The sequence below is a fragment of the Gimesia sp. genome (genome assembly GCF_040219335.1).
Taxonomy (GTDB): domain Bacteria; phylum Planctomycetota; class Planctomycetia; order Planctomycetales; family Planctomycetaceae; genus Gimesia.
The window spans coordinates 1-18883 of sequence record NZ_JAVJSQ010000014.1 but is presented as its reverse complement, the minus strand read 5'-3'; the positions used below and the strand labels follow the sequence as shown (position 1 = coordinate 18883).

Below are 18883 nucleotides of genomic sequence, written 5' to 3'. Positions count from 1 at the left end.
TCAGGCACTACTTCCAGATCAGGCAGAGACGTGGATTTTACCGAGCCATCATTCCAGCAACAACAGGCACAACACAAGGCACCTCACACGGGGGGACCGCATTTTCTGCCCCCTTCTACAGCCCCCGAGACACAATCCATATCTGACACGGATCGCGAGGAACTGTTACGACAGATCAGCAGTGACACTGTCCCGCTGACAGTCAGTACGTCCATATTTGCGTCCGGTATGAATGGTGCCCTGACCCGGAAATTCAATCTCGATGCCTCTGAAATCGAATTGATTGAACGCGCCGGCCTGCAGCCCAAGTGGAAGCCGACCAGGCCACGCGTCAGAACGTTCGGCATGACCTTTCCCGACGGCCTGGAGTTCATTCCGCCCAAAGAGGAGAAAGAAGACAAGCCCGAACTGAGCAAGATGAAAGGCCCGGAAGTCGAAGGATCCGAAGTCACCCCGCGCAAAAAGTCGACCCGGCTCAAACCGCCGGCCAACGCGCTTTCACTCGAAGACCGTCTGTTCTACCTGTTGCAGCCGCCGCTGGAAACCTGGCTGGCCGGGCAGGAACTGATCATGCCTTTCGAACCATTCCCCTATCAGTATGAGGGGATTGCCTGGTTGTTCTCTAAAAAGTCTGCGTTGCTCGCCGATGAAATGGGACTGGGAAAAACCATGCAGACGATTACCGGCGTGCGTCTGCTGCTGCGGAGCGGACAGGTGCGTCGGATCCTGCTGGTCTGTCCCAAACCGTTGATTCCCAACTGGCAACGCGAGTTCAAATTCTGGGCCGAAGAGCTGCCTGTCACCGTGGTACAGGGAGATACGAACCGACGTCGCATGATCTGGGAGATGCCCAATACACCCATCCTGATCGCTAACTATGAGTCGATGGCACGCGACTTTGAAGCGATGGGCGAAGAGAATCTACCCCGCTTCGACCTGGTGGTGCTCGACGAAGCACAGCGAATCAAGAACCGTGATTCACGGACGGCAGACGTCGCACGGTCCATTCCCCGCAAGCGGAGCTGGGCGTTGACGGGAACGCCGATCGAGAATCGTCACGAGGAAATGTCGTCACTCTTTGAGTGGATGGAGATCATTCCGCCCCGGGGCACGCCCGATCTGCGTCAGCTGCAGACGCTTTCGAAAGAGTTCATTCTCCGGCGGACTAAGGACCTGGTGATGACCGACCTGCCGCCCCGCCTGGACCGCCCCGCTTATCTCGATCTGAATCCGGCGCAAAGGATTGCTTATGAAACGGCAGAGAAAGACGGTGTGATTCAGTTGAATGAGATGGGTGACTCGATCACGGTGCAGCATGTGTTTGAGCTCGTACTGCGTTTGAAGCAGATCACCAATTTTGATCCGGTAACCGGCGACAGCGCGAAACTCGACCGCCTCGAAGCCGACATGGAAGAAATCGCTGCCTCGGGGGGAAAAGCGATTCTATTCAGCCAGTGGACCAAGCCTTTGGACTTCATGGCGCAGCGGCTGGAACGTTTCGGGACCCTGGTTTATCACGGGGGAATTCCCACGAAACAGCGCGAACCGATTCTGGATCAGTTCAAGCACGATCCCAATTCGCATCTGCTGCTGATGAGTTATGGCACCGGGGCTGTCGGATTGAATCTACAGTTCGCCGGTTACGTCTTCCTGTTTGACCGCTGGTGGAATCCAGCGATCGAGGACCAGGCGATTAACCGCGCGCATCGCATCGGGCAGAAAACGCAGGTCATTGTCACCAAGTTTGTCTGTAATAACACGATTGAAGAGCGGATCGACATGGTGCTCGAACAGAAGCGGGAACTGTTCCGCTCGATTCTGGGCGATGGCGATACGACCTGCGAATCACGCAGCCTCACCGCAGCCGAGATCTTTGGCCTGTTCGATCTGAAGCAGAAGAAAGGGGATACAACCCAGAAGATCGCCCCCAAGGTTCCGAACTCCGCTGCCTGATCGTTACTTTACCAGTTTTGAAGAGAGCGGGCTGGAGGTCATAGCGTCCTGTTCATCGGTCACATTGATAAACCAGATGACGGCGTTTTTCGGGGGCGCTGGTCCGGTGATCTTTGTGCCTTCAATCGTCAGAGGTACCGCTTGCCATTTGCGTTCGAGGTTGGGACCTTCGTCCGTCGTATATTGCAGGACGGCGGATTTCAGTTTGACCGGCTGTGCGAGTTCAGCAGTGATCTGTTCTCCCTGGATGACCGGTTTCTGAACGACGGCCAGCGGTGCTGCCTGCTTCAGCTTTTCATCAAAGAAGCGGGCGATCTCTTTGGGTTCCCAGCCCGCTGGATGGCTGTGCCGCATTTTGACTTCGATGCGAATATTCTTCGGAGTGGATGCGGGGACCGCTTCGTAGCTGCGCTGATAGGCTTCGAGCCAATAATGAAAGTCGTTGGTTCCATTCAGGAAAAAGATCGGCATCTGGACTGCCCGCAGATAGTGCCCCGGGTCATAGAGTTGCATCCAGCGTTTGGCATCTTCGTCGGGGAGTTGGTTGATCGACCGCTCAAACACGGAATGGTTGTTGAGGAAGCCACAACCATAAACGGGAGCAGCTGCTTTAAATCGATTGTCCAGACCAGACACGATGCAGGTCAGATAGCCACCCCAGGAGATGCCGGTGACGGCGGTTTTATCTTTATCGACTTCAGGGAAGGAGCGAATCAGCGAGTGAGCCAGGATTGCGTTGGCGGGGGCATGGTAGCACCAGTGTTCCGACTTGTCGTCTTTGATCGCGTTGAATTTTTCCGCATGAGACTGGTTCGGACCGCCTGCTGACAGACGCGCGCGATGCTCGCGTTTGTGTGGATTCTTTCCTTCCAGCGGTCGGCTGCCTGCCAGGTCCATGGAGATCGCTGCATAGCCCTGCTTCGCCCACAGTTCGGCCCATTCATGAAATGCCGTCCCACCACCGCCGTGAATTAATACGACGCCCGGGTAAGTGGCCTGCTTGTCTTCAGAGAGACCCAGCGTGCGGGGAGAAGCATAATAAGCGAAGACCTGCGTCGGCTTCCCTTTGTATTCCAGCCCCTGATACAGGAGTTCGTGAACCGGGCCGGTCTGGTCGATCCATTCAAATTCGGGTGTCTGGCTGAGTGCTGTCAGATCCCAGGGAGTCGATTCCGGCAGTCGAGGATCCGGTTTAATGACATCAGCAGCCGAAGCGACGTCGGTACTGAGCAGGGTAATTCCACAGAGCAGGAATACGATGATAGAAGGTCGTTGTTGTTTCATCAGCAGCGCCACCAGTGATATCAGTTTCGAATGGATAAGTGATTTAATGATTATCCGATACGACCGGAGAAGACGCAAGACTCTGATAAAAATAGGGTTCTCATCGCTACTGTCTGCTAAAACAGTAAGCGGTAAATTGCTGAGCAGAAAATGATCCCGATGGTGATGATCGAACCAATAATACTCACGCCTACCGCTGCCGTTCCGACTTTGAACGTATTCTGTGATTCCGCTGGCAGATGACTTCCCAGCAGTTTCCAGATGGACTTCAAGACCTGGTTAAACATCTGCGCACAGAGCACGGTGGTCATAGCCAGAATGACGATCGCCCAGTGTGTGGCTGACAGGCCCAGCAGCATGCCTGTGGTAAGTACGGCACTGCCTGTAAAGAAGTGGATGAAGAACGAACTGTCCAGACGCACGCCGAACGTGATGCCCCGCTCGACATCAACCAGGCGCTGCCGCCATTCGGGACGGATTTTTTCGGTGTCTGAATTTCCAGCAGAGTGGATGCGAATATTTCGTGACTGCGTTTCCGGTGATTGTAACACTGTCGAAATTCCTGTTATTGAGGCGGATTGCCAAAGAGTGAATTGAAAGCCCCTGGCCCGGCTCCAAAGTTTCCAAAACGCGGCATAATGGTTAAGCCGATTCCGGCATTACCCGTACTCTGGTCGTAGTTCATTCCGAGGCTCATGACGAAGTCCGCCCCGGTTCTGGTGAGCATGAAGGTCTGTCCGCGGTTCAGGTTTTCACCCAGGTCGTATGCGGTACTGACACCCGCGCTCCATTTTTCGCTCATGATGTAGTTCAGCGTGGCAGAGAGGATCTGGCTGTCCAGGCCGCCGCCCCCTTTGATCTGTTGTAATGCCACGTTAACCGTCATGCGGCGGGTTCGTTGACTGGTCAATGACACGTCCCACAACTGTTGTGCGCCATCGAACAGGTCGTAATAGGCGTTTGCTGCCAGCGTTGTTCGATCGCCCAGGTACCAGCGGTAACGTCCACCCAACAGACCAAAGTCTTCGCCAAAGTTGTCACGCGTAGCGTCCGGGAAGTAGGATGCTTCCAGGTCCAGGCTCATCCAGTCTTTGATTCGTTGTTGATCAGGGGGCCCCGTTTTGGTCTGCAGACGATGCCGCCACGCCATCCGCAGGACCTGTTGATCGTCTACCATTTCGTAGTACGGATCGGTCACACCCCGCGCGGCTCCCGTTCGTACAGCGTAAAAGCGGGGATCGAACTGGGGAGGCAGCGTGCCACCGAAGGTGTTAATGACCAGACGTTCGCGGAAACGCTCCTGGGCATTGTCATCGAATTCATTGTATTGTGCGATGTTGGTCAGGTTTTCACTCGAGTCGCTGAAGGAGTAATCCGCTTCGAGCACCATCTTGTGAGCCAGACCGTTGAGATTGAAAAACGGATTGTATACCGTGGGGAAGACCCGCTCTGCCATGATGCTGCTCCGCAGACCGGCAGAGCCATACAGACGGTCAATCTGCTGTTGTTGCAGACCCTGTTCCCAGTAAGCCGCTTCCCCCATGACATAAGGAGTCATGATGAAGGGACCCAGATTGAAGGGGGCTTCCAGCTGGTTCCGGGTCATCGCGACCAGTCCCTCTGAATCCGCGACGAAGGGCAGGGGAGTAAAGACGTCCTGAGACGGGTTGTATGGTGCGGAGCCGGGCTTCAGCTTTCCGTAACCGACGGAGGAATGGGAAGTCCAGTTGACCAGGTTTCCGAACAGGGGCTCGCCCAGCAGGAACAGATCCGCTTTCGGCAGCCAGTCTGTGGTGGTTTCGAATCCGTTCAACCGGGTTCGACCAATCATCGACCAGGACCAGTTCTCCTGTTGCTGCTTGAGGTGCAGCAGGGTTTCAATATCTTTACCGGTGTCGAACGTATCTTCGAAGTATTCGTTCAGGAAGTTCCGGTCTGAGAGCAGACCGCCTTCGCCGGTGAGTGTCATCCCGAACGGCGATTCCTGACGATGGTGCATATTAATGAAATAGCGATCCTCAGTGGAGGGGACCAGAGCCCGGCGGTCGGCACCCAGGTTATCGAGACCGGTGTCGTGGATGTAGAACATCTTGGCGTCACCGCGGAAGACATTATCGAAGCCCAGCATATTGGCTCCCTGATAGTCTCCGGACTGACCGATGCCGACGCCTCGGTATGAGTAGTAATCGACCTGACCTTCCCACTTCGTACCGGGCAGACGCTCGAGGCCGAGCAGTTTATACATATCCCATTCGGTCTCAACCTGAAAACCGAAGATCCGGTCGTTTCCGAATCTCAGACCCGTGATCGGAAAATAGATGTCTTCGGCCGGACTGGAGACGTAGGGCAGATAAAACAGCGGTACGTCACCAACCTGGAAGGTATTGTTCGAACTGGAGATCCAGGCGCGCTTATTCGGTACTGGTTCATTAGTGAGGGGATCGATTTGCGGTGAGCCTGTTCCGAGCCAGGGAGTCGTATAGCGATCTTCGATGAACACATCCGAGGATTGAATTTTGTAACCCGGCTTTCCAAACTGGCTGCCTGTTGCCCAGGCGTTCTGAGCCAGGTAGGCCCCTTTCGACAACTGACGGATCTGGCTGGCGCGGACGCGGACATCTTCTCCCAGTTCCGGGATGTATGTTTTGAGTTCTGCATCCAGCAGCACACCCCGTTCTTCGCGGGCATCATAGTAGGCACGGTTTGCCTGGAGATAATAGGTTCCCTGCCGGATCTCGATATTGCCTTCGAGGTAGATTTCGAAAGGCGTTTCTTTGGACTGGCGGATTTCTGAGTTGAAATTCTGCGTATCCCGTCCGTCGGTCCAGATGATAATCCGATCCGCGGACATGTCGACCATGCCCAGTCCTTCCACACCATCGATCAGCAGGTTGACACCGCCGGTAATCACCCAGATCTGTTCTGGGGGAACGGTATGCGTCGAGGGAAAACTTTGTACGTTGTAGGGGACCGCACTACGAGGGAACAGGCGAATGCGACGGAATCCGACGTTCATTTCCGGTTCGGGCATGGGAGCCAGTTCCGGTCCTTCGATCGGTGGTTTCTCGACGATGAACTGGGCACGCTTCAACTGATGATCGTGGGGAATACCCCGGCGCTGTGTCGCCCGCTTGAGCAGGGGATCATCCTCGGCGGGCGTTCCGTTCGTCGGACGACGGTATTTGGTTTTCAAGCCGTTCTGCGTGACCAGATTGACCAGCAGGCTGTTCTCGCTTTTGGATTCTCCGGGCAGATCGACGCGAACTTCCCCTTCCAGATAGACCGAGATGCGGTCTGCCTTGCGAGATTTGGCATGCCAGATGACCATCTGTCGCGAGCGGAGAACGGCGTCGCCCTGTTGAATGCGACAGTTCCCTTTCAAAATCGAAACGTTGACGAAATCCTGCTCCCACTGCTGGGAGTATTCCGCCTCGATCTGGATCGATTCCTGTTCCGATGGTTCGTATTCCGACTCTTCATAAGACGCTTTGGGAGCACCGAAGAAACTGGTCTGTGCAGGCGCAACGGTGGTGACACCGCCGAGGATTGCAATCAGCAAAATCACTCGCCAGATACGAAGCGAAACATACCGAGAATCGGAATAGATCTCGCCCGACACGGGCACTCCTGAAGTGATAACCGGGTAGGTCAATCTTCTGATGAGAGGATAGGATCGAAGTGGAATACGCTCTGCTGCCAAGGGTTTAGCAGTAAAGAGGGTAACGGTTTGAGGTCGGCAGGTGGTAACTCAGTCTGTCGACCCGAGATAAATGGGTGCGGATTATAGGTCGATTTCTGAAAGAGTGTCAATAACAATCACTGGCCGGGAATGAGAGTCAGCCTGCTTGTAAGTGATTGATTATTCAGGCTTTAGGGTGATCGGTGTTCGGGCGGTTCCAGAGTCGGTCGATTTTGCAGAAATGAATCAGATGGGACCAGCCGAAAACACTAAGCAGGGCGATCGCAGGCACCAGCGGCGCTCGCATTCGCATGTTGGTCCAGTAGAACAGATGCACGATGGTAAAGCTCACCAGCAGCCAGATAAGTGGTGACCAGTTTCGCTCTGTTTTCCAGACTACCAGGCACACTCCCCAGAGACAGCCCAGCAGGACAACAAAGTAGTAGCTCGCCACTCCCAAGAGCAGGGTGCGCGAGGGAGTTTGCCCTGCACTCGCCAGGGGGGCGATATTCCAGAAACGCTTGAGTCGCAGCAGACAGGACTGGGCAAACAGCGAAGGTTGGGCTGAAATGTTCTGGCGAGCGCGCTGGTACATCCAGCGATCCCGTTCCTGTTCGGTTTCGAGGGCTGGCTGCAGTTGCGCGATGTCCGCCTCCAGACTTTTCTGCCAGGCATCCAGGCTCTCACCTGTCCACACCGTTCCCCAGGGCTGCTGCACCACTTCGTTGAAAAAGACCGGATTATTCCCCAGCAGGAGCGTGTATCCGCCATGCGTGGTCGTCAAAATTGGTACGCGAAACACGACCAGATTGCGAATCAGCCAGGGAGAAACAGCCAGAATAATTCCCGCTGCCAGAAAGGCGATCTGTTGCCTGACGGACGAGGGCCTTAACTCCTCTCTGTTTGAGAGCAGTCTCTGTTTCAGCGAATCCGCCAGGCGGATCACCAGCCAGATTCCCAGGAACGCCAGAAAAGTGGGCCTGCAGAGAATCGCCAGCCCCCAGACGGCGCCGGTCCAGAACAGCAGGGGTTTATTGGTTGACGCCGATAATTCCTCTGCACGTGTGGAAAAACTGCAGATCAGCAGGTAGAGCAACAGGCTGCACAAGAACGTGGCCAGCACTTCGGTCATGGAGTAAGAGGTGTATTGCAGTAGAATCGGATCCGTTGCCACAATTCCCGCTGCGAGCACAGCGGCCCATTGTAACTGTAATCGTTGTCCGGCTTTCCAGGTGAACCAGACGGTGGCGATTCCCAGCAGGATCTGGAGGATCCCCGTCATCAGGGGACCTGCATTCAGATAGTAACCCACGGCCAGCAGGCAGGGGTAAAGGGGCGGACGAAAGGCCGTCGGTTCGAGGTCCTGTCCCGCCTCCATACGACTCGATGTGAAACCATGTCCCGCAGCGAGGTTACGGGCAATCGCAATATAGGCATCCCGGTCTTCCCTCAGTTGATCACTCTGCCGCATTACGATTCCCAGACGCAGACCGCCTGCCAGGATCAGAATCAGTACAAGGGCCGTCGTTAAGAATCCGGTTTTGGTCACAGACAATGTTCCACTGTGGAAAAGAGAGATCTCAGGGGACAACCCGGCTGGATCCGCGTATTTTCGATCTGGTGTTTCGATTCTCCCAAAGTATTAACAATACGGCAGTTAACCAGTGGGAAGACTGCCCTAAGTATGCAGATCTGACACGGCAGAAACAAGGGGACTCTGCTCACCAGCAAAGGGGTTTATGTGATTTCTGACGGCTGTAGGGGCTGAACAGGCCTGCGATTCGAAACGATCCAGATATCAGGAAATATCGATGCTGCAGGTTCTGAAGTATGCCCGTTGGAAAAAAACAACACGATGCAAAAAACCCACACTTTGTGGTGAAATCATAGTTTCCGTGAGCTATAGTTCGACAAGAGTATCTGGGTTGCGTGAGCTGCGGAAGTTTTTCTGCATCATCGCAACGGGCCGAATTTTTATCGTATTGCCAGGCGGGCAGCAGGAAGTGGTTTCCCCTTATGAGTCGTCAACCAGAGAGCTGGCTGGAATCAGGGGTGAACCTGCTCTATAAACTCCGCTGGGTCCTGCTGGTCGTTTTTTTAATACTGACCGGCTTCGCATACTTTCCGGCTTCAAAGCTGGACTTCGAACAGTCGATCGAATCGCTTTACGCCAAAGATGACCAGCACCTGCTCGATTACCTCGAGAGCAAACGGCTTTTCGGCGGCGATGAACTCGTTTTCGTTGCTTATACCGTGCCCGGCCTGCTGGGCGAAGAAGGTTCCCGGGAAACCGATGAACTGAAAGAGGTCCGTAAATTCTCCCAGGAACTCAGTCAGATCCCGGGCATCAATGCAGACGTCACGCAAAACCTGGCAAATGCACTCAGCCCTCCCAAATTAAACTTCCTCCTGCGAGTATTGATCCGACAGAAACGCGATGAACTGATCGAACTTTCGCGTGGCGTGCTGATCGGTGACGACAACGAAACCACGGCCATCGTCCTCCGCCTGCTTCCCGAAGATCAATCGCCCGTTCCCCGTGCTGAAACATTCAAACAAATCCGCGAACTGGCACATGCTCACGAGCCCCGCGCCTATGTGGTCGGCGAGCCCGTGCAGGTCTATGACATGTTCCGTTACGTGGAAGAAGACGGCAATGTACTGTTTAAAGTCTCGCTCAGTCTGCTGGCGGTCGTATTGCTGCTGTTGTTCCGTCGACTGCGTTGGGTTGCCCTTCCTCTCCTGGTTGTGATCTGTTCGATCTGGTGGACCGAAGCCACGCTTGTCATCGGCAATCTCCAGTTGAGCATGGTCAGCTCCATGTTGAATTCCCTCGTGACGATCATCGGTATCGCGACGGTCGCACACGTGGCCGTCCACTTTCAGGCCCTGCAACGCGAGAACGTTCCCCGTCCCGATGCGATCCGCCGGACGATGGTCGAACTCTTACCCGCGATCTTCTGGACCTGTGCCACCACGGCTGCCGGATTCCTCTCATTGTTGACCAGTGAAATCGCCCCTGTCCGCAGCTTCGGTATCATGATGGCGCTGGGAACTCTGATGGTACTCATCGCCTCCACGGTCCTTCTACCCGGCGGAATGTCTTTGGGATATCTGCGTCAGCCTTCAAAACAGTCAGACGATAAAGGCCTGGCCCGAACACTGAAACAGGTCGCGCACATGAATGAGTGTTACCCCAAACGGATTCTCTGGGGTTCGCTGATCTTCGTGATTTTTGCCGCAGCCGGCTTCAGTCGCTTAACCATCGAAACGGATTTCAGTAAAAACTTCCGTGACTCCAGTGAGATCGTCAAGGCGCTCGACTTCGTCGAAACCCGGCTCGGCGGTGCTTCCACCTGGGAAGTCAACTTTCCTGCTCCGTCTCAACTGAATAAGGAATACCTGGACCGCGTCCGGGCTCTGGCGGAAGACCTGCAACAGGTTAACCCTCCTGACAAAACACAGTTGACTAAAGTGATCTCCATAACGGACACGCTCGACTTCGTGCCGTCAAGACCGTTCGCCTCCGACCCGATTCAGTCCAAGCTCGACCAGATTGAAGACCTGCAGGCGGATTTCGAAAGCAGCCTCTACAATCCCGAACAGGGACGCATGCGTATTGTCCTGCGGGCCCTCGAACGACAGTCGGCCGAAGAAAAACTCTCTCTGATTCATAAGGTCGATGCCCTCGCGAAAAAACATTTTCCCGGCTCGGAAACGAAAGAGTCCGACCAGGAATCCAAGTCTGTTCACGACGAACCCGGTAAAGCCGCCGGTATTTTTATTCTGCTCGCCTATTTGATTGACAGTCTGCTCAGGGACCAGCTCTACAGCTTCCTGCTCGCTGCCACCAGTATCTGGTTAATCATGTCACTGGCCTTCCGCAGTTTGAAACTGGGACTGATTTCTATGGTCCCCAACCTGTTTCCGATTGTTGTCGTGATTGGTGTCATGGGCTGGACCGGACTGACGTTGAATATCGGTACCGCCATGATCGCCAGTGTCTCAATGGGACTCACGACCGATTCGAGCATCCACTTTATCTCAAGCTTCTTAAGAGCACGTTCGCGCGGTGCTTCTACGGATGAAGCGCTGCGATCAACTCAGCACAGTGTCGGCCGGGCAATCATTTATGCCACGTCTGCCCTGGTTGCCGGCTTCAGCGTGCTCACCCTGTCACACTTTATCCCCCTGATTTATTTCGGGGCGCTGGTGAGTGTCGCTATGGTGGGCGGCGTCTTTGGTGACCTCGTCCTGATGCCCATTCTGCTGCGACTGACCTATCCCGACAAAGCGGAATCAGCTGCGTAACGGCATCGGTTTGTATTTCCGCTGATCCATGCCCACATAGCGTGAGAGCGGCTGGTACAGGTGATTGTTCTCCGTCTGTTCGACGATGTGTGCGACCCAGCCCGCCATTCGCGAGACCGCAAAGATCGGCGTGAACAGCTCAGGCTCGAAGCCCAGGTAATGCAGCAGTCGACTCGCGTGCCATTCCACGCGGGGATGAACGCGAGAGACCTTCGCCATGACATCTTCGATCGCATCCGCGGTCGCTTCCATGGCATTCAGCCCCAGTGCATCGGCGACCTGCACGCAATAATTCTTCAGAACCGCAGCCCGGGGATCGCGTGGTTTACGCGGCGAGTGCTGGAATCCGAGTACCCGACGTCCCTTGGTGATTTCCTGGCAGGCCCACTCCTCTGCATTTCCTGAATGCAGTGCTTCCTGTAACGCATCCAGAACGCCGGCTCCGGAGCTGCAGTGCAACTGACCGTTCAGCGAACCGATGGCGGCATTGATCGATGAATACAGGGGGCTTCCCGTCGATGCCACCACACGGGCAGCAAAGGTGGATGGAGCCAGACCGTAATCGGCCTGTGAAATCAGCAGGGCATTGAAGGCTTCTTCTTCGAGCTGAGTCGGCTCGTCCCCTTTAAGCATGTACCAGAAGCTGCCCGCATACGAATGCTGGAAGTTAGGCACCACCGGCTTATTTCCGTTGACGTAATGATAACGGAACGAGATCAGCTGCGGCAGCATGGCCAGCAGGTATTGTGCATTGGAAATATCCGACATGAAGATTCCGTATTCCATCTGCGGGTCGAAGTGTGCCAGCAGACTGACGCCGCTGCGCACTACTTCCATCATGTCGATGTGCGGAGGAATCGATTCCAGAGCCTTCAACACGGGGTGGGGCAGCTGACCCGATTCGATCAGCATCGTCTGAAAGTCAGCCATCTCTTCGTGGCTGGGCAGTTCACCGTGCAGGAGCAGGTAAGCAACTTCGAGGAACATGGCCTCGCGGGCCAGTTCGTCTACCAGGTAACCCCGATAAGTCAAACCATCCTGGATTTGTGAGATTTCAGTTTCCGTCGCGATGATCCCGGTTAACCCGGGGCGATAAGGGTGACGTTCCATGTCTCAAACCTTTCGCTCTTCCTGAATACGATTTTGAGAGGCAGTCCATTTGCACAGAGTATAACCCAAGTGAATCACAGAATCGACATACGTTACAGCCTGTTTTTTACATGAATAGGGAAATAATTTACAGGTCCTTTTTTTGGGTTGACGTCCCGCCGCCCAGTCGTTCGCAATTCAGGGGGCCTCCGGCGAGCCGGGACCGGGCGAAATCAACCGGTCTGCCCCCGCTTCCAGCAGTGCCTCCGCAGCCTTGATCCCGGCTTCCGCTGCCGCTTCGAGTGGACCACTCTCGGAGACGAAAATACGCTCCTGACCGTCGCCGCTTAAGACGACTGCTTCCAATGTCAACTGATTCTCCTCCAGTCGGGACAAACTGCCGATCGGAGCATGGCAGCCCGCACGCAGATGCGAAAGCAGACTTCGTTCCGCCGTGGTCGCGGCGCGCACCGCGGGATCGGAAATCGCGCCCAGAATCTCGATGGTGTCGGTATCGTCGTCCCGGCATTCGATGCCCAAGGCGCCCTGACCGACGGCCGGATAGACTTCCGGCGGACTTAAGAGCAACCAGTTCCGTTCGGCCAGCAGTTCCAGTCGCACCATTCCCGCTTCCGCCAGGCACAGGGCGTCGTATTCACCGGAGTCCAGTTTCTTCAGACGGGTCTGTACATTTCCGCGGACTTCGAGCATCTCCAGGTCACTTCGCTGATGCAGGATCTGTGCCCGACGGCGTAGACTGCCTGTGCCTATGCGTGCTTCTTCGGGAAGACCAGCCAGCGACTCAATCGGCTCGGAACCCTCGGGCAATATCAATACGTCATACAAGGGCCCCCGATCCGGAATTCCCGCCAGGGTCAGACCGGGAGCTGGCTCGGTAGGTAAATCTTTCAGACTGTGAACCGCCAGATCGGCTCGTCCGTCCAGCACCGCTTTCTGCACTTCGCGCGTGAATACACCCAGTCCGCCGAACTGGGACAGCGGCGAGGTCAGATCCCGATCCCCCTCCGATGTGATATGCACGATTTCAACCGGTCGTCCGCTTCCCTGTGCTTCCAGCAGGGCAGCCACATGCTCGGCCTGCCAGAGCGCCAGCTTGCTGGCCCGGGTCGCGATGCGCAAGGGACGGGGTTCCGCTGTCTGATTCATCAGTCAAATCTGCTTTCTATCCTGCCGATTCTGTTTCCATGTAGTTCTTGAGCGCTTCGATCAACGTCAGACCGGCGTCTATTTCTCTGGTGGCTTCTCGGAACTGTCAGTGGACTCTGGCTTGACAGCATCCGTCGTTTCTTCCGACTCGGTATGTTCGCTGGCGAGTGTAGTCGTCTGGGTCGTGGGTTCCGGCGGAGCAATCTGAACTTTGAAGCCGGCCAGCTTGCGATCGCCCAGCAGTCGTTTCCCCAGTTCCTCCCGCAGCAGTTCATCAGTTACTTTCTGTTGCGGTGGAACCAGGACCCCACACGACAGGCAGAACTGAAACGCCTGATCGACGGTGATATTCAAATCCACAATCTCGCTCTTCGGAACGCTCATCGTATACCCGGTCACCGGCATCGGTGAGGTGGGAATCAGGATCGCCACCAGGGGTTCACCCGCAGTGACGGTCATCTCCAGCATACTGTCACCCGTGACAAATCCCAGCGACCAGATGCCGCGCCGCGGGTATTCCACGGCAACCACGCGACTGTAATCGACCGTGCGTTCGCTGAAGAAGAAGTCGGTTACCTGCTTCACCGAAGAATAAACGTTGCTCACCACAGGCAGTCTCGCCAGTACGCCCTGTTCGAACTTGTAGACCATCCAGGCACCAATCCGGGCCGTCACGAAACGTCCCAGGAAGTACAACGCCACAATTGTTAACGCGACCGCGACCGCGCTCAGGTTGAACAGGCTTTTGAACCAGCGGGTCGTCGCCAGTTCCATGTACAAACCCATCGCTGTCGTCGGCATGTCGGAGGCGCGAATCCGCTTGGCCACTTCTCGATAGTCGGTGTAAGGCACCGCCCGATCCCCAAATGGGACCCAGGCCTTATCCGTCAGCTGCCGTCGGGGGATTCTTCCCAGCGTCTGATCGTCAATCGCTTCCAACTCTGCTGCATCTGCTCTGCTGACCAGGTAATCCTTGCGACAGTATTCCAAGGGGGGCAGACTTTCCAACTGCACGAAATCATCGCGCGGCTGGGAGCCGTCGGTGAAGTAGGCGATGCAGTAGCGCACCGTGGTCGTGGTGGGCGTGATGATATAGTCATTCACAATTCCCGCGACCCAGATGACAATCACCAGTGTCAGAATCGGCGGCAGGCTGATCGCCAGGCCCCGCAGAAAGAAGTGATGGGTTCTCCCGATCTTTTTCTTCTCCTTTTTTTCAGGCGAATTCTTACCAGGGGGTGGCGGTGTGGTACTCGCATCCATCGAGATAACTTACCTTATCTGTTGTATCCACCGAAACAGCAGCCATTTCCGTGGAGTATCGATCTTAAATCTTTTATTGGCCCAGGGCCCTGGCAATGACTGCCACGTTGATCTCGCGGGCTCCTGCCTCCAGCAGCGCCTGCGTCGCAGCGTTGGCGGTTGAGCCCGTGGTCAGGACATCATCCACCAGTAAAATGCTCTGCCCCTGGATGCGCCTCGCTCGACGCACTCGAAACGCATCCCGTAAATTTCGCCTTCGTTCTGAAGAATTCAATCCGAGCTGCGCAGGGGTCCGTTTTCGTTTCGCGAGTATATTCACGTCGAATGGGGCTTGCAAGCGGCCCGACAAAGCCTCTCCGATCAGGGTCGACGGATTATGAGACCGGTAGAGTCGGGATGTCCAGTGCAGCGGGATCGGAATAATCAGATCAAAGTCCATCTTCTCCAGTGTTTCCTGATGGCGGTAGTATAGTAGATTTCCCAGGCTCACTCCCAGAGGGGCTCCCGGGTTCTGCTTCAGTTTTAAGATTAATTCGCTTAACGGGCCCTGATATTGACCCAGGGCAATCGCCCGTTTGAATAAAAAACGATCCTTCCTGCAGTGAATGCAGCCTGAAGACGTCTCCACATGCGGTCCCACCGGTGCACCGCACCGTCCACACGTGTGAGCCATCACGGGGGCGATCTGGTCGATCCGGGGCCCACAGTTCGTTCCCTCGCACAGCCGGTCTTCACCGCAGAGCACACACCGGGGCGGATAAACAAAATTCCTCCCCGCCTGCAGCCAGCCGCGGGAAAGTGTCTCAATCAGGGGAATCCCCGAATATTTCATGATTTCACCAAAGTCACTACTGGGATCTCAGCTGATTTTCGATATCCTCACATCTTAAGGCAGCGGTCCCGGAAAATACAGATCCAATGTACAGATGGGGCGATTTCACATGCACGGCACGTTGGTCAGGGAAAGTCATTGGAAGACAGCAGCACAGCAACAGTCATTGTCGGAGGCGGTCTCGCCGGCCTGGCCTGCGCTGCGGCTCTCGCGGAGCGGAATCAGCCTGTCACCCTGCTCGAGTCCCGACCCCGACTCGGGGGGCGCGCGAGCTCCTTTGAAGACCAGCAGTCTCAGTCCCTGATCGACAACTGTCAGCACGTCAGCATGGGCTGCTGTCACGAATTCAATCGCTTCTGCGAAACCGTCGGCATCGCCGATTCCTTTGAGCGAGCCGAGCAGCTCTACTTCATCGGCCCCAATCAGAGCGGTCCCGTCAACGCCGACACCCGCTTCCAGGTGAACCGCTTTGCCTCCAGTCCGGCGCTCCCCACACCCCTGCATCTGTTTCCCGCCTTCGCGCGACTCTCCTATCTCAACTTCCGCGAGAAACGCGAACTGGCCCAGGGACTCAAACAGCTCGCACGCACCAGCGTCAATCCGCAAGACGAACCGACCATGGCCGACTGGCTCCAGGCACACGGCCAGTCGCAAACCGTCATCGACCGCTTCTGGAACGTTGTCCTTGTCAGCGCACTCAGCGAAAGCCTGGACCGCATCAGCCTCTCGCACGCTCGCAAGGTTTTTGTGGATGGTTTTCTTCGCGCCCGCGACAGCTGGCAGGTTCTGATTCCCACCACGCCCCTCGAACAGTTGTACGGCACCACAATCAGTGACTGGCTGACCACACGTGGTACCGAGATCCGTCTCAAGACCGGCGTCAAACAAATTCAAATCACCGAGGGCCAAGTAACCGGCGTCGAACTTCGGGATGGCACTCACATCGATGCAGACAGAGTCGTGCTCGCCGTTCCCCACCAGCGCGTGCTCGATCTGTTGCCTGCCGAGTTCCCCGGTCGGGCAGAACTGTCGCGCATCGCTCAACTTGAAGCGGCTCCTATCACCAGCGTTCATCTCTGGTTCGATCGCGAAATCACGCCGCTCCCGCATGCGGTCTTCGTGGATTGTCTTTCTCAATGGATGTTCAACCGTACGCAGTTGATGCAGCAGGAGCAGGACGGACGCTGGTATTACCAGATCGTCATCTCGGCCAGTCATCAACTCACCGCAGCCGGACGCCAGGGACGTTCGCAGGAGGAGATCATCCAGGAAGTCATTGCAGAGCTCACCCGGATCTGGCCTGTCGTCGGGGAGGCCCAACTGCTGCACAGTCGCATGCTCACTGAACATCATGCAGTCTTCTCCGTTCAGCCCGGTGTGGAGCAGCTCCGCCCCGCGCAACGGACGCAGGTCGCAGGTCTGTATCTCGCCGGAGACTGGACTTCCACCGGCTGGCCCGCCACGATGGAAGGGGCCGTTCGCAGTGGATTACTCGCGGCCGAGGAACTGCTCCACGATCTGGGGAAACCCGAGTCATTGTTACTGCCTCCTGAAAATACGGCTTTTCTATCCAAAATGCTCTTCAGACTGTAAACTTTCACGCATGTTTCAGCAGCTTACCTCAACCCTGGATCCAAACCGTTCGCAGAAGCAGTCGCTTGCGCACTTCTTCCGCATCATGGTGCTGTTGATCGGCTTTACGATTTTCGGGACGGTCGGCATTCGGGTGATCGAAGGTGCTTCCTGGCTCGACAGCCTGTTCATGATCGTGATTACCGCGACCACCGTCGGATACGAAGACCCGGTGTCGCTGTCTGATAACGGCAAAATCTTTATCATTTTCTACCTCATGTTTGGTCTGGGAATTTTCACCTACAGTGTCTCCCAACTCGGTCAGTGGATTGTGCGCCAGCAAATGAGTTCGGTTCTGGAGAAACGACGCATGCAGAAAACAATTGCCAATCTGGAAGGTCATTACATCGTGTGTGGCCTCGGTCGGATGGGACACTCCATCTGTGAGTATCTGCACGAACGCGAAAAACAGTTCGTGGTTATCGACAGCAACGAAGAACGTCTGGAGCAGACCTGCACTCCCCGCAACTGGTTTTACATTCAGGGCGATGCCACCGATGACCAGGTTCTCAAAAGTGCCGGCATCGAACGGGCCTCTTCCCTCGCAGCAGCCCTCCCCGGGGACGCCGACAATGTCTACGTGGTCCTCACCGCACGGATGCTGAATCCCGGCTTTCAGATCATCGCTCGCGCCAGCGACGACAAGGCCGGCGAGAAGATCAAACATGCCGGCGCGAATCGCGTCGTCAGTCCCTTCCGTAGCGGCGCTGTCAAAATCGCCCGCTTCATGATTCACCCCGCCGTGGAAGATTTCGTCGAGGTCGCCAGCAAACATGTGGGTGGGTTCGAAGTCGCCGACCTGCAGATCACCGACGCCAGCCCCTACTGCGGTAAGAAACTGAGTGAAACCGATCTGAGCACCAAAGGCATCATGGTGGTTGGCATCTGTCGTCCCGGACATCAGCCCCAGATGCCCCCCTCCAGTTCGTCGATCCTCAACGCGGGCGACAGCATCTTCGCCCTGGGTTCCTCGGATGCGATTACGCAGCTGATGGAAGAATTCAATCCGGCCACCGAGACATCCGCCTGAAAAGCGTCCGCGGTTTCTCTTCGTCGGTCCCTGCTGCCCAACCTGAATCTGCCTCACCACTGTCTCAGAGGAAGTGTATAAACTCCCCTTGATCGCCTCCCGCCGATGCGTATGCTGTTCTAACTTTGGCTCGCGCGCGAGACAGGTAATCTGCACCAGAACATCAGGCACCAGTGACTTATTAACAACTGAATCCCCATCGCTTTTCACCGGTTGTCTACTGGAACAGAGCGCACCACTTCGCAAAGTCAGCCCCTCAATGTTCAGGGCAAACCAGGACACAAACCGGTCACAGCAGGACAAAATTCCGGACAGACCAGGACAAAATCCGGGCACAACCGGACAAAATTCTGTCTTGACCCCCTGCCGCCATTTTACAAAATTCACATCCTCAATTGTGACGAGCGAGTGCCACCGTCGGCTCGCCCGACAGAACTTGAACCAGTAGACGAAGAAAAGCAATTCATCCATGACGACATTCCTTTTATGACCGCATCAACTCGTAGCGACTGTCTTAAAAAATCAGAAATTTATCACGTTAGCCTCCCATTTTTTCCCTTCCTTTACCATGGTGTTGATAATGATGAGTAGTTTTCGCATCGCAGCGACCAGCGCCACCATTTTGGGCTTTCCATTTTCCACG

The 18883-nt window shown here is 55.6% G+C and carries 12 protein-coding genes and 1 pseudogene; 4 read left to right on the top strand and 9 right to left on the bottom strand.

All coding sequences use genetic code 11. The features are described 5' to 3' along the window. Positions 1-30 precede the first annotated feature (30 nt). Complete coding sequence (locus RID21_RS11645) at positions 31-1953, top strand: DEAD/DEAH box helicase (protein WP_350189059.1); 1923 nt, start codon at positions 31-33, stop codon at positions 1951-1953. Positions 1954-1956: 3 nt separating this feature from the next. Here the strand turns inward: RID21_RS11645 and RID21_RS11640 are convergent, their stop codons facing one another. The 4 genes from RID21_RS11640 to RID21_RS11625 all read right to left on the bottom strand — a co-directional run bounded on the left by RID21_RS11640 (position 1957) and on the right by RID21_RS11625 (position 8465). Then, positions 1957-3237 carry an alpha/beta hydrolase family protein gene (locus RID21_RS11640; RefSeq protein ID WP_350189057.1) on the bottom strand — a complete coding sequence of 427 codons (1281 nt, stop codon included), beginning with the start codon at positions 3235-3237 and terminating at the stop codon, positions 1957-1959. 116 nt (positions 3238-3353) lie between these two features. Continuing rightward, entirely contained in the window at positions 3354-3788 is a 435-nt protein-coding gene (locus tag RID21_RS11635; RefSeq protein ID WP_197993696.1) for a diacylglycerol kinase family protein, read from the bottom strand. A 14-nt stretch (positions 3789-3802) separates the two neighbouring features. Further along, positions 3803-6856: a hypothetical protein gene (locus RID21_RS11630; RefSeq protein WP_350189055.1), complete on the bottom strand. Its 3054-nt coding sequence runs from the start codon at positions 6854-6856 to the stop codon at positions 3803-3805. A gap of 244 nt (positions 6857-7100) precedes the next feature. Then, positions 7101-8465, bottom strand: a complete 1365-nt coding sequence (locus RID21_RS11625; RefSeq protein WP_350189053.1) for a glycosyltransferase family 39 protein — start codon at positions 8463-8465, stop codon at positions 7101-7103. Between the two features lie 467 nt (positions 8466-8932). Here RID21_RS11625 and RID21_RS11620 point away from each other — a divergent pair, with 467 nt between their 5' ends. After that, positions 8933-11227 (top strand): efflux RND transporter permease subunit, encoded by a 2295-nt coding sequence (locus RID21_RS11620; RefSeq protein WP_350189051.1) that lies wholly within the window; start codon positions 8933-8935, stop codon positions 11225-11227. Here the strand turns inward: RID21_RS11620 and RID21_RS11615 are convergent. The 4 genes from RID21_RS11615 to RID21_RS11600 all read right to left on the bottom strand — a co-directional run bounded on the left by RID21_RS11615 (position 11216) and on the right by RID21_RS11600 (position 15578). Continuing rightward, a complete protein-coding gene (locus RID21_RS11615) occupies positions 11216-12337 on the bottom strand; it encodes a citrate/2-methylcitrate synthase (RefSeq protein WP_350189049.1) in 1122 nt (373 codons plus the stop codon). The genes RID21_RS11620 and RID21_RS11615 overlap by 12 nt on opposite strands. 177 nt (positions 12338-12514) lie before the next feature. Then, a complete protein-coding gene (gene hemC / locus RID21_RS11610; protein WP_350189047.1) occupies positions 12515-13483 on the bottom strand; it encodes a hydroxymethylbilane synthase in 969 nt (322 codons plus the stop codon). A 78-nt stretch (positions 13484-13561) separates the two neighbouring features. Next, complete coding sequence (locus tag RID21_RS11605; RefSeq protein WP_350189045.1) at positions 13562-14746, bottom strand: DUF502 domain-containing protein; 1185 nt, start codon at positions 14744-14746, stop codon at positions 13562-13564. Between the two features lie 73 nt (positions 14747-14819). Beyond that, positions 14820-15578: a ComF family protein gene (locus tag RID21_RS11600; RefSeq protein WP_350189043.1), complete on the bottom strand. Its 759-nt coding sequence runs from the start codon at positions 15576-15578 to the stop codon at positions 14820-14822. A gap of 138 nt (positions 15579-15716) precedes the next feature. Here RID21_RS11600 and hpnE point away from each other — a divergent pair, with 138 nt between their 5' ends. Further along, positions 15717-17171, top strand: coding sequence for a hydroxysqualene dehydroxylase HpnE (gene hpnE, locus RID21_RS11595; protein WP_350189041.1), 1455 nt, complete (start codon positions 15717-15719; stop codon positions 17169-17171). Positions 17172-17181: 10 nt separating this feature from the next. After that, positions 17182-18240, top strand: a complete 1059-nt coding sequence (locus tag RID21_RS11590; RefSeq protein ID WP_350189039.1) for a potassium channel family protein — start codon at positions 17182-17184, stop codon at positions 18238-18240. Between the two features lie 522 nt (positions 18241-18762). Here the strand turns inward: RID21_RS11590 and RID21_RS30705 are convergent. Beyond that, positions 18763-18883, bottom strand: a pseudogene (locus RID21_RS30705) (IS110 family transposase); the annotation flags it as partial.

Excerpts from the sequence above, each read along its gene's own strand:
- RID21_RS11590 (WP_350189039.1), top strand. The coding sequence starts at position 17,182 with ATGTTTCAGCAGCTTACCTCAACCCTGGATCCAAACCGTTCGCAGAAG.
- RID21_RS11640 (WP_350189057.1), bottom strand. The coding sequence starts at position 3,237 with ATGAAACAACAACGACCTTCTATCATCGTATTCCTGCTCTGTGGAATT.
- hemC (WP_350189047.1), bottom strand. The coding sequence starts at position 13,483 with ATGAATCAGACAGCGGAACCCCGTCCCTTGCGCATCGCGACCCGGGCC.
- RID21_RS11615 (WP_350189049.1), bottom strand. The coding sequence starts at position 12,337 with ATGGAACGTCACCCTTATCGCCCCGGGTTAACCGGGATCATCGCGACG.
- RID21_RS11605 (WP_350189045.1), bottom strand. The coding sequence starts at position 14,746 with ATGGATGCGAGTACCACACCGCCACCCCCTGGTAAGAATTCGCCTGAA.
- RID21_RS11600 (WP_350189043.1), bottom strand. The coding sequence starts at position 15,578 with ATGAAATATTCGGGGATTCCCCTGATTGAGACACTTTCCCGCGGCTGG.
- RID21_RS11620 (WP_350189051.1), top strand. The coding sequence starts at position 8,933 with ATGAGTCGTCAACCAGAGAGCTGGCTGGAATCAGGGGTGAACCTGCTC.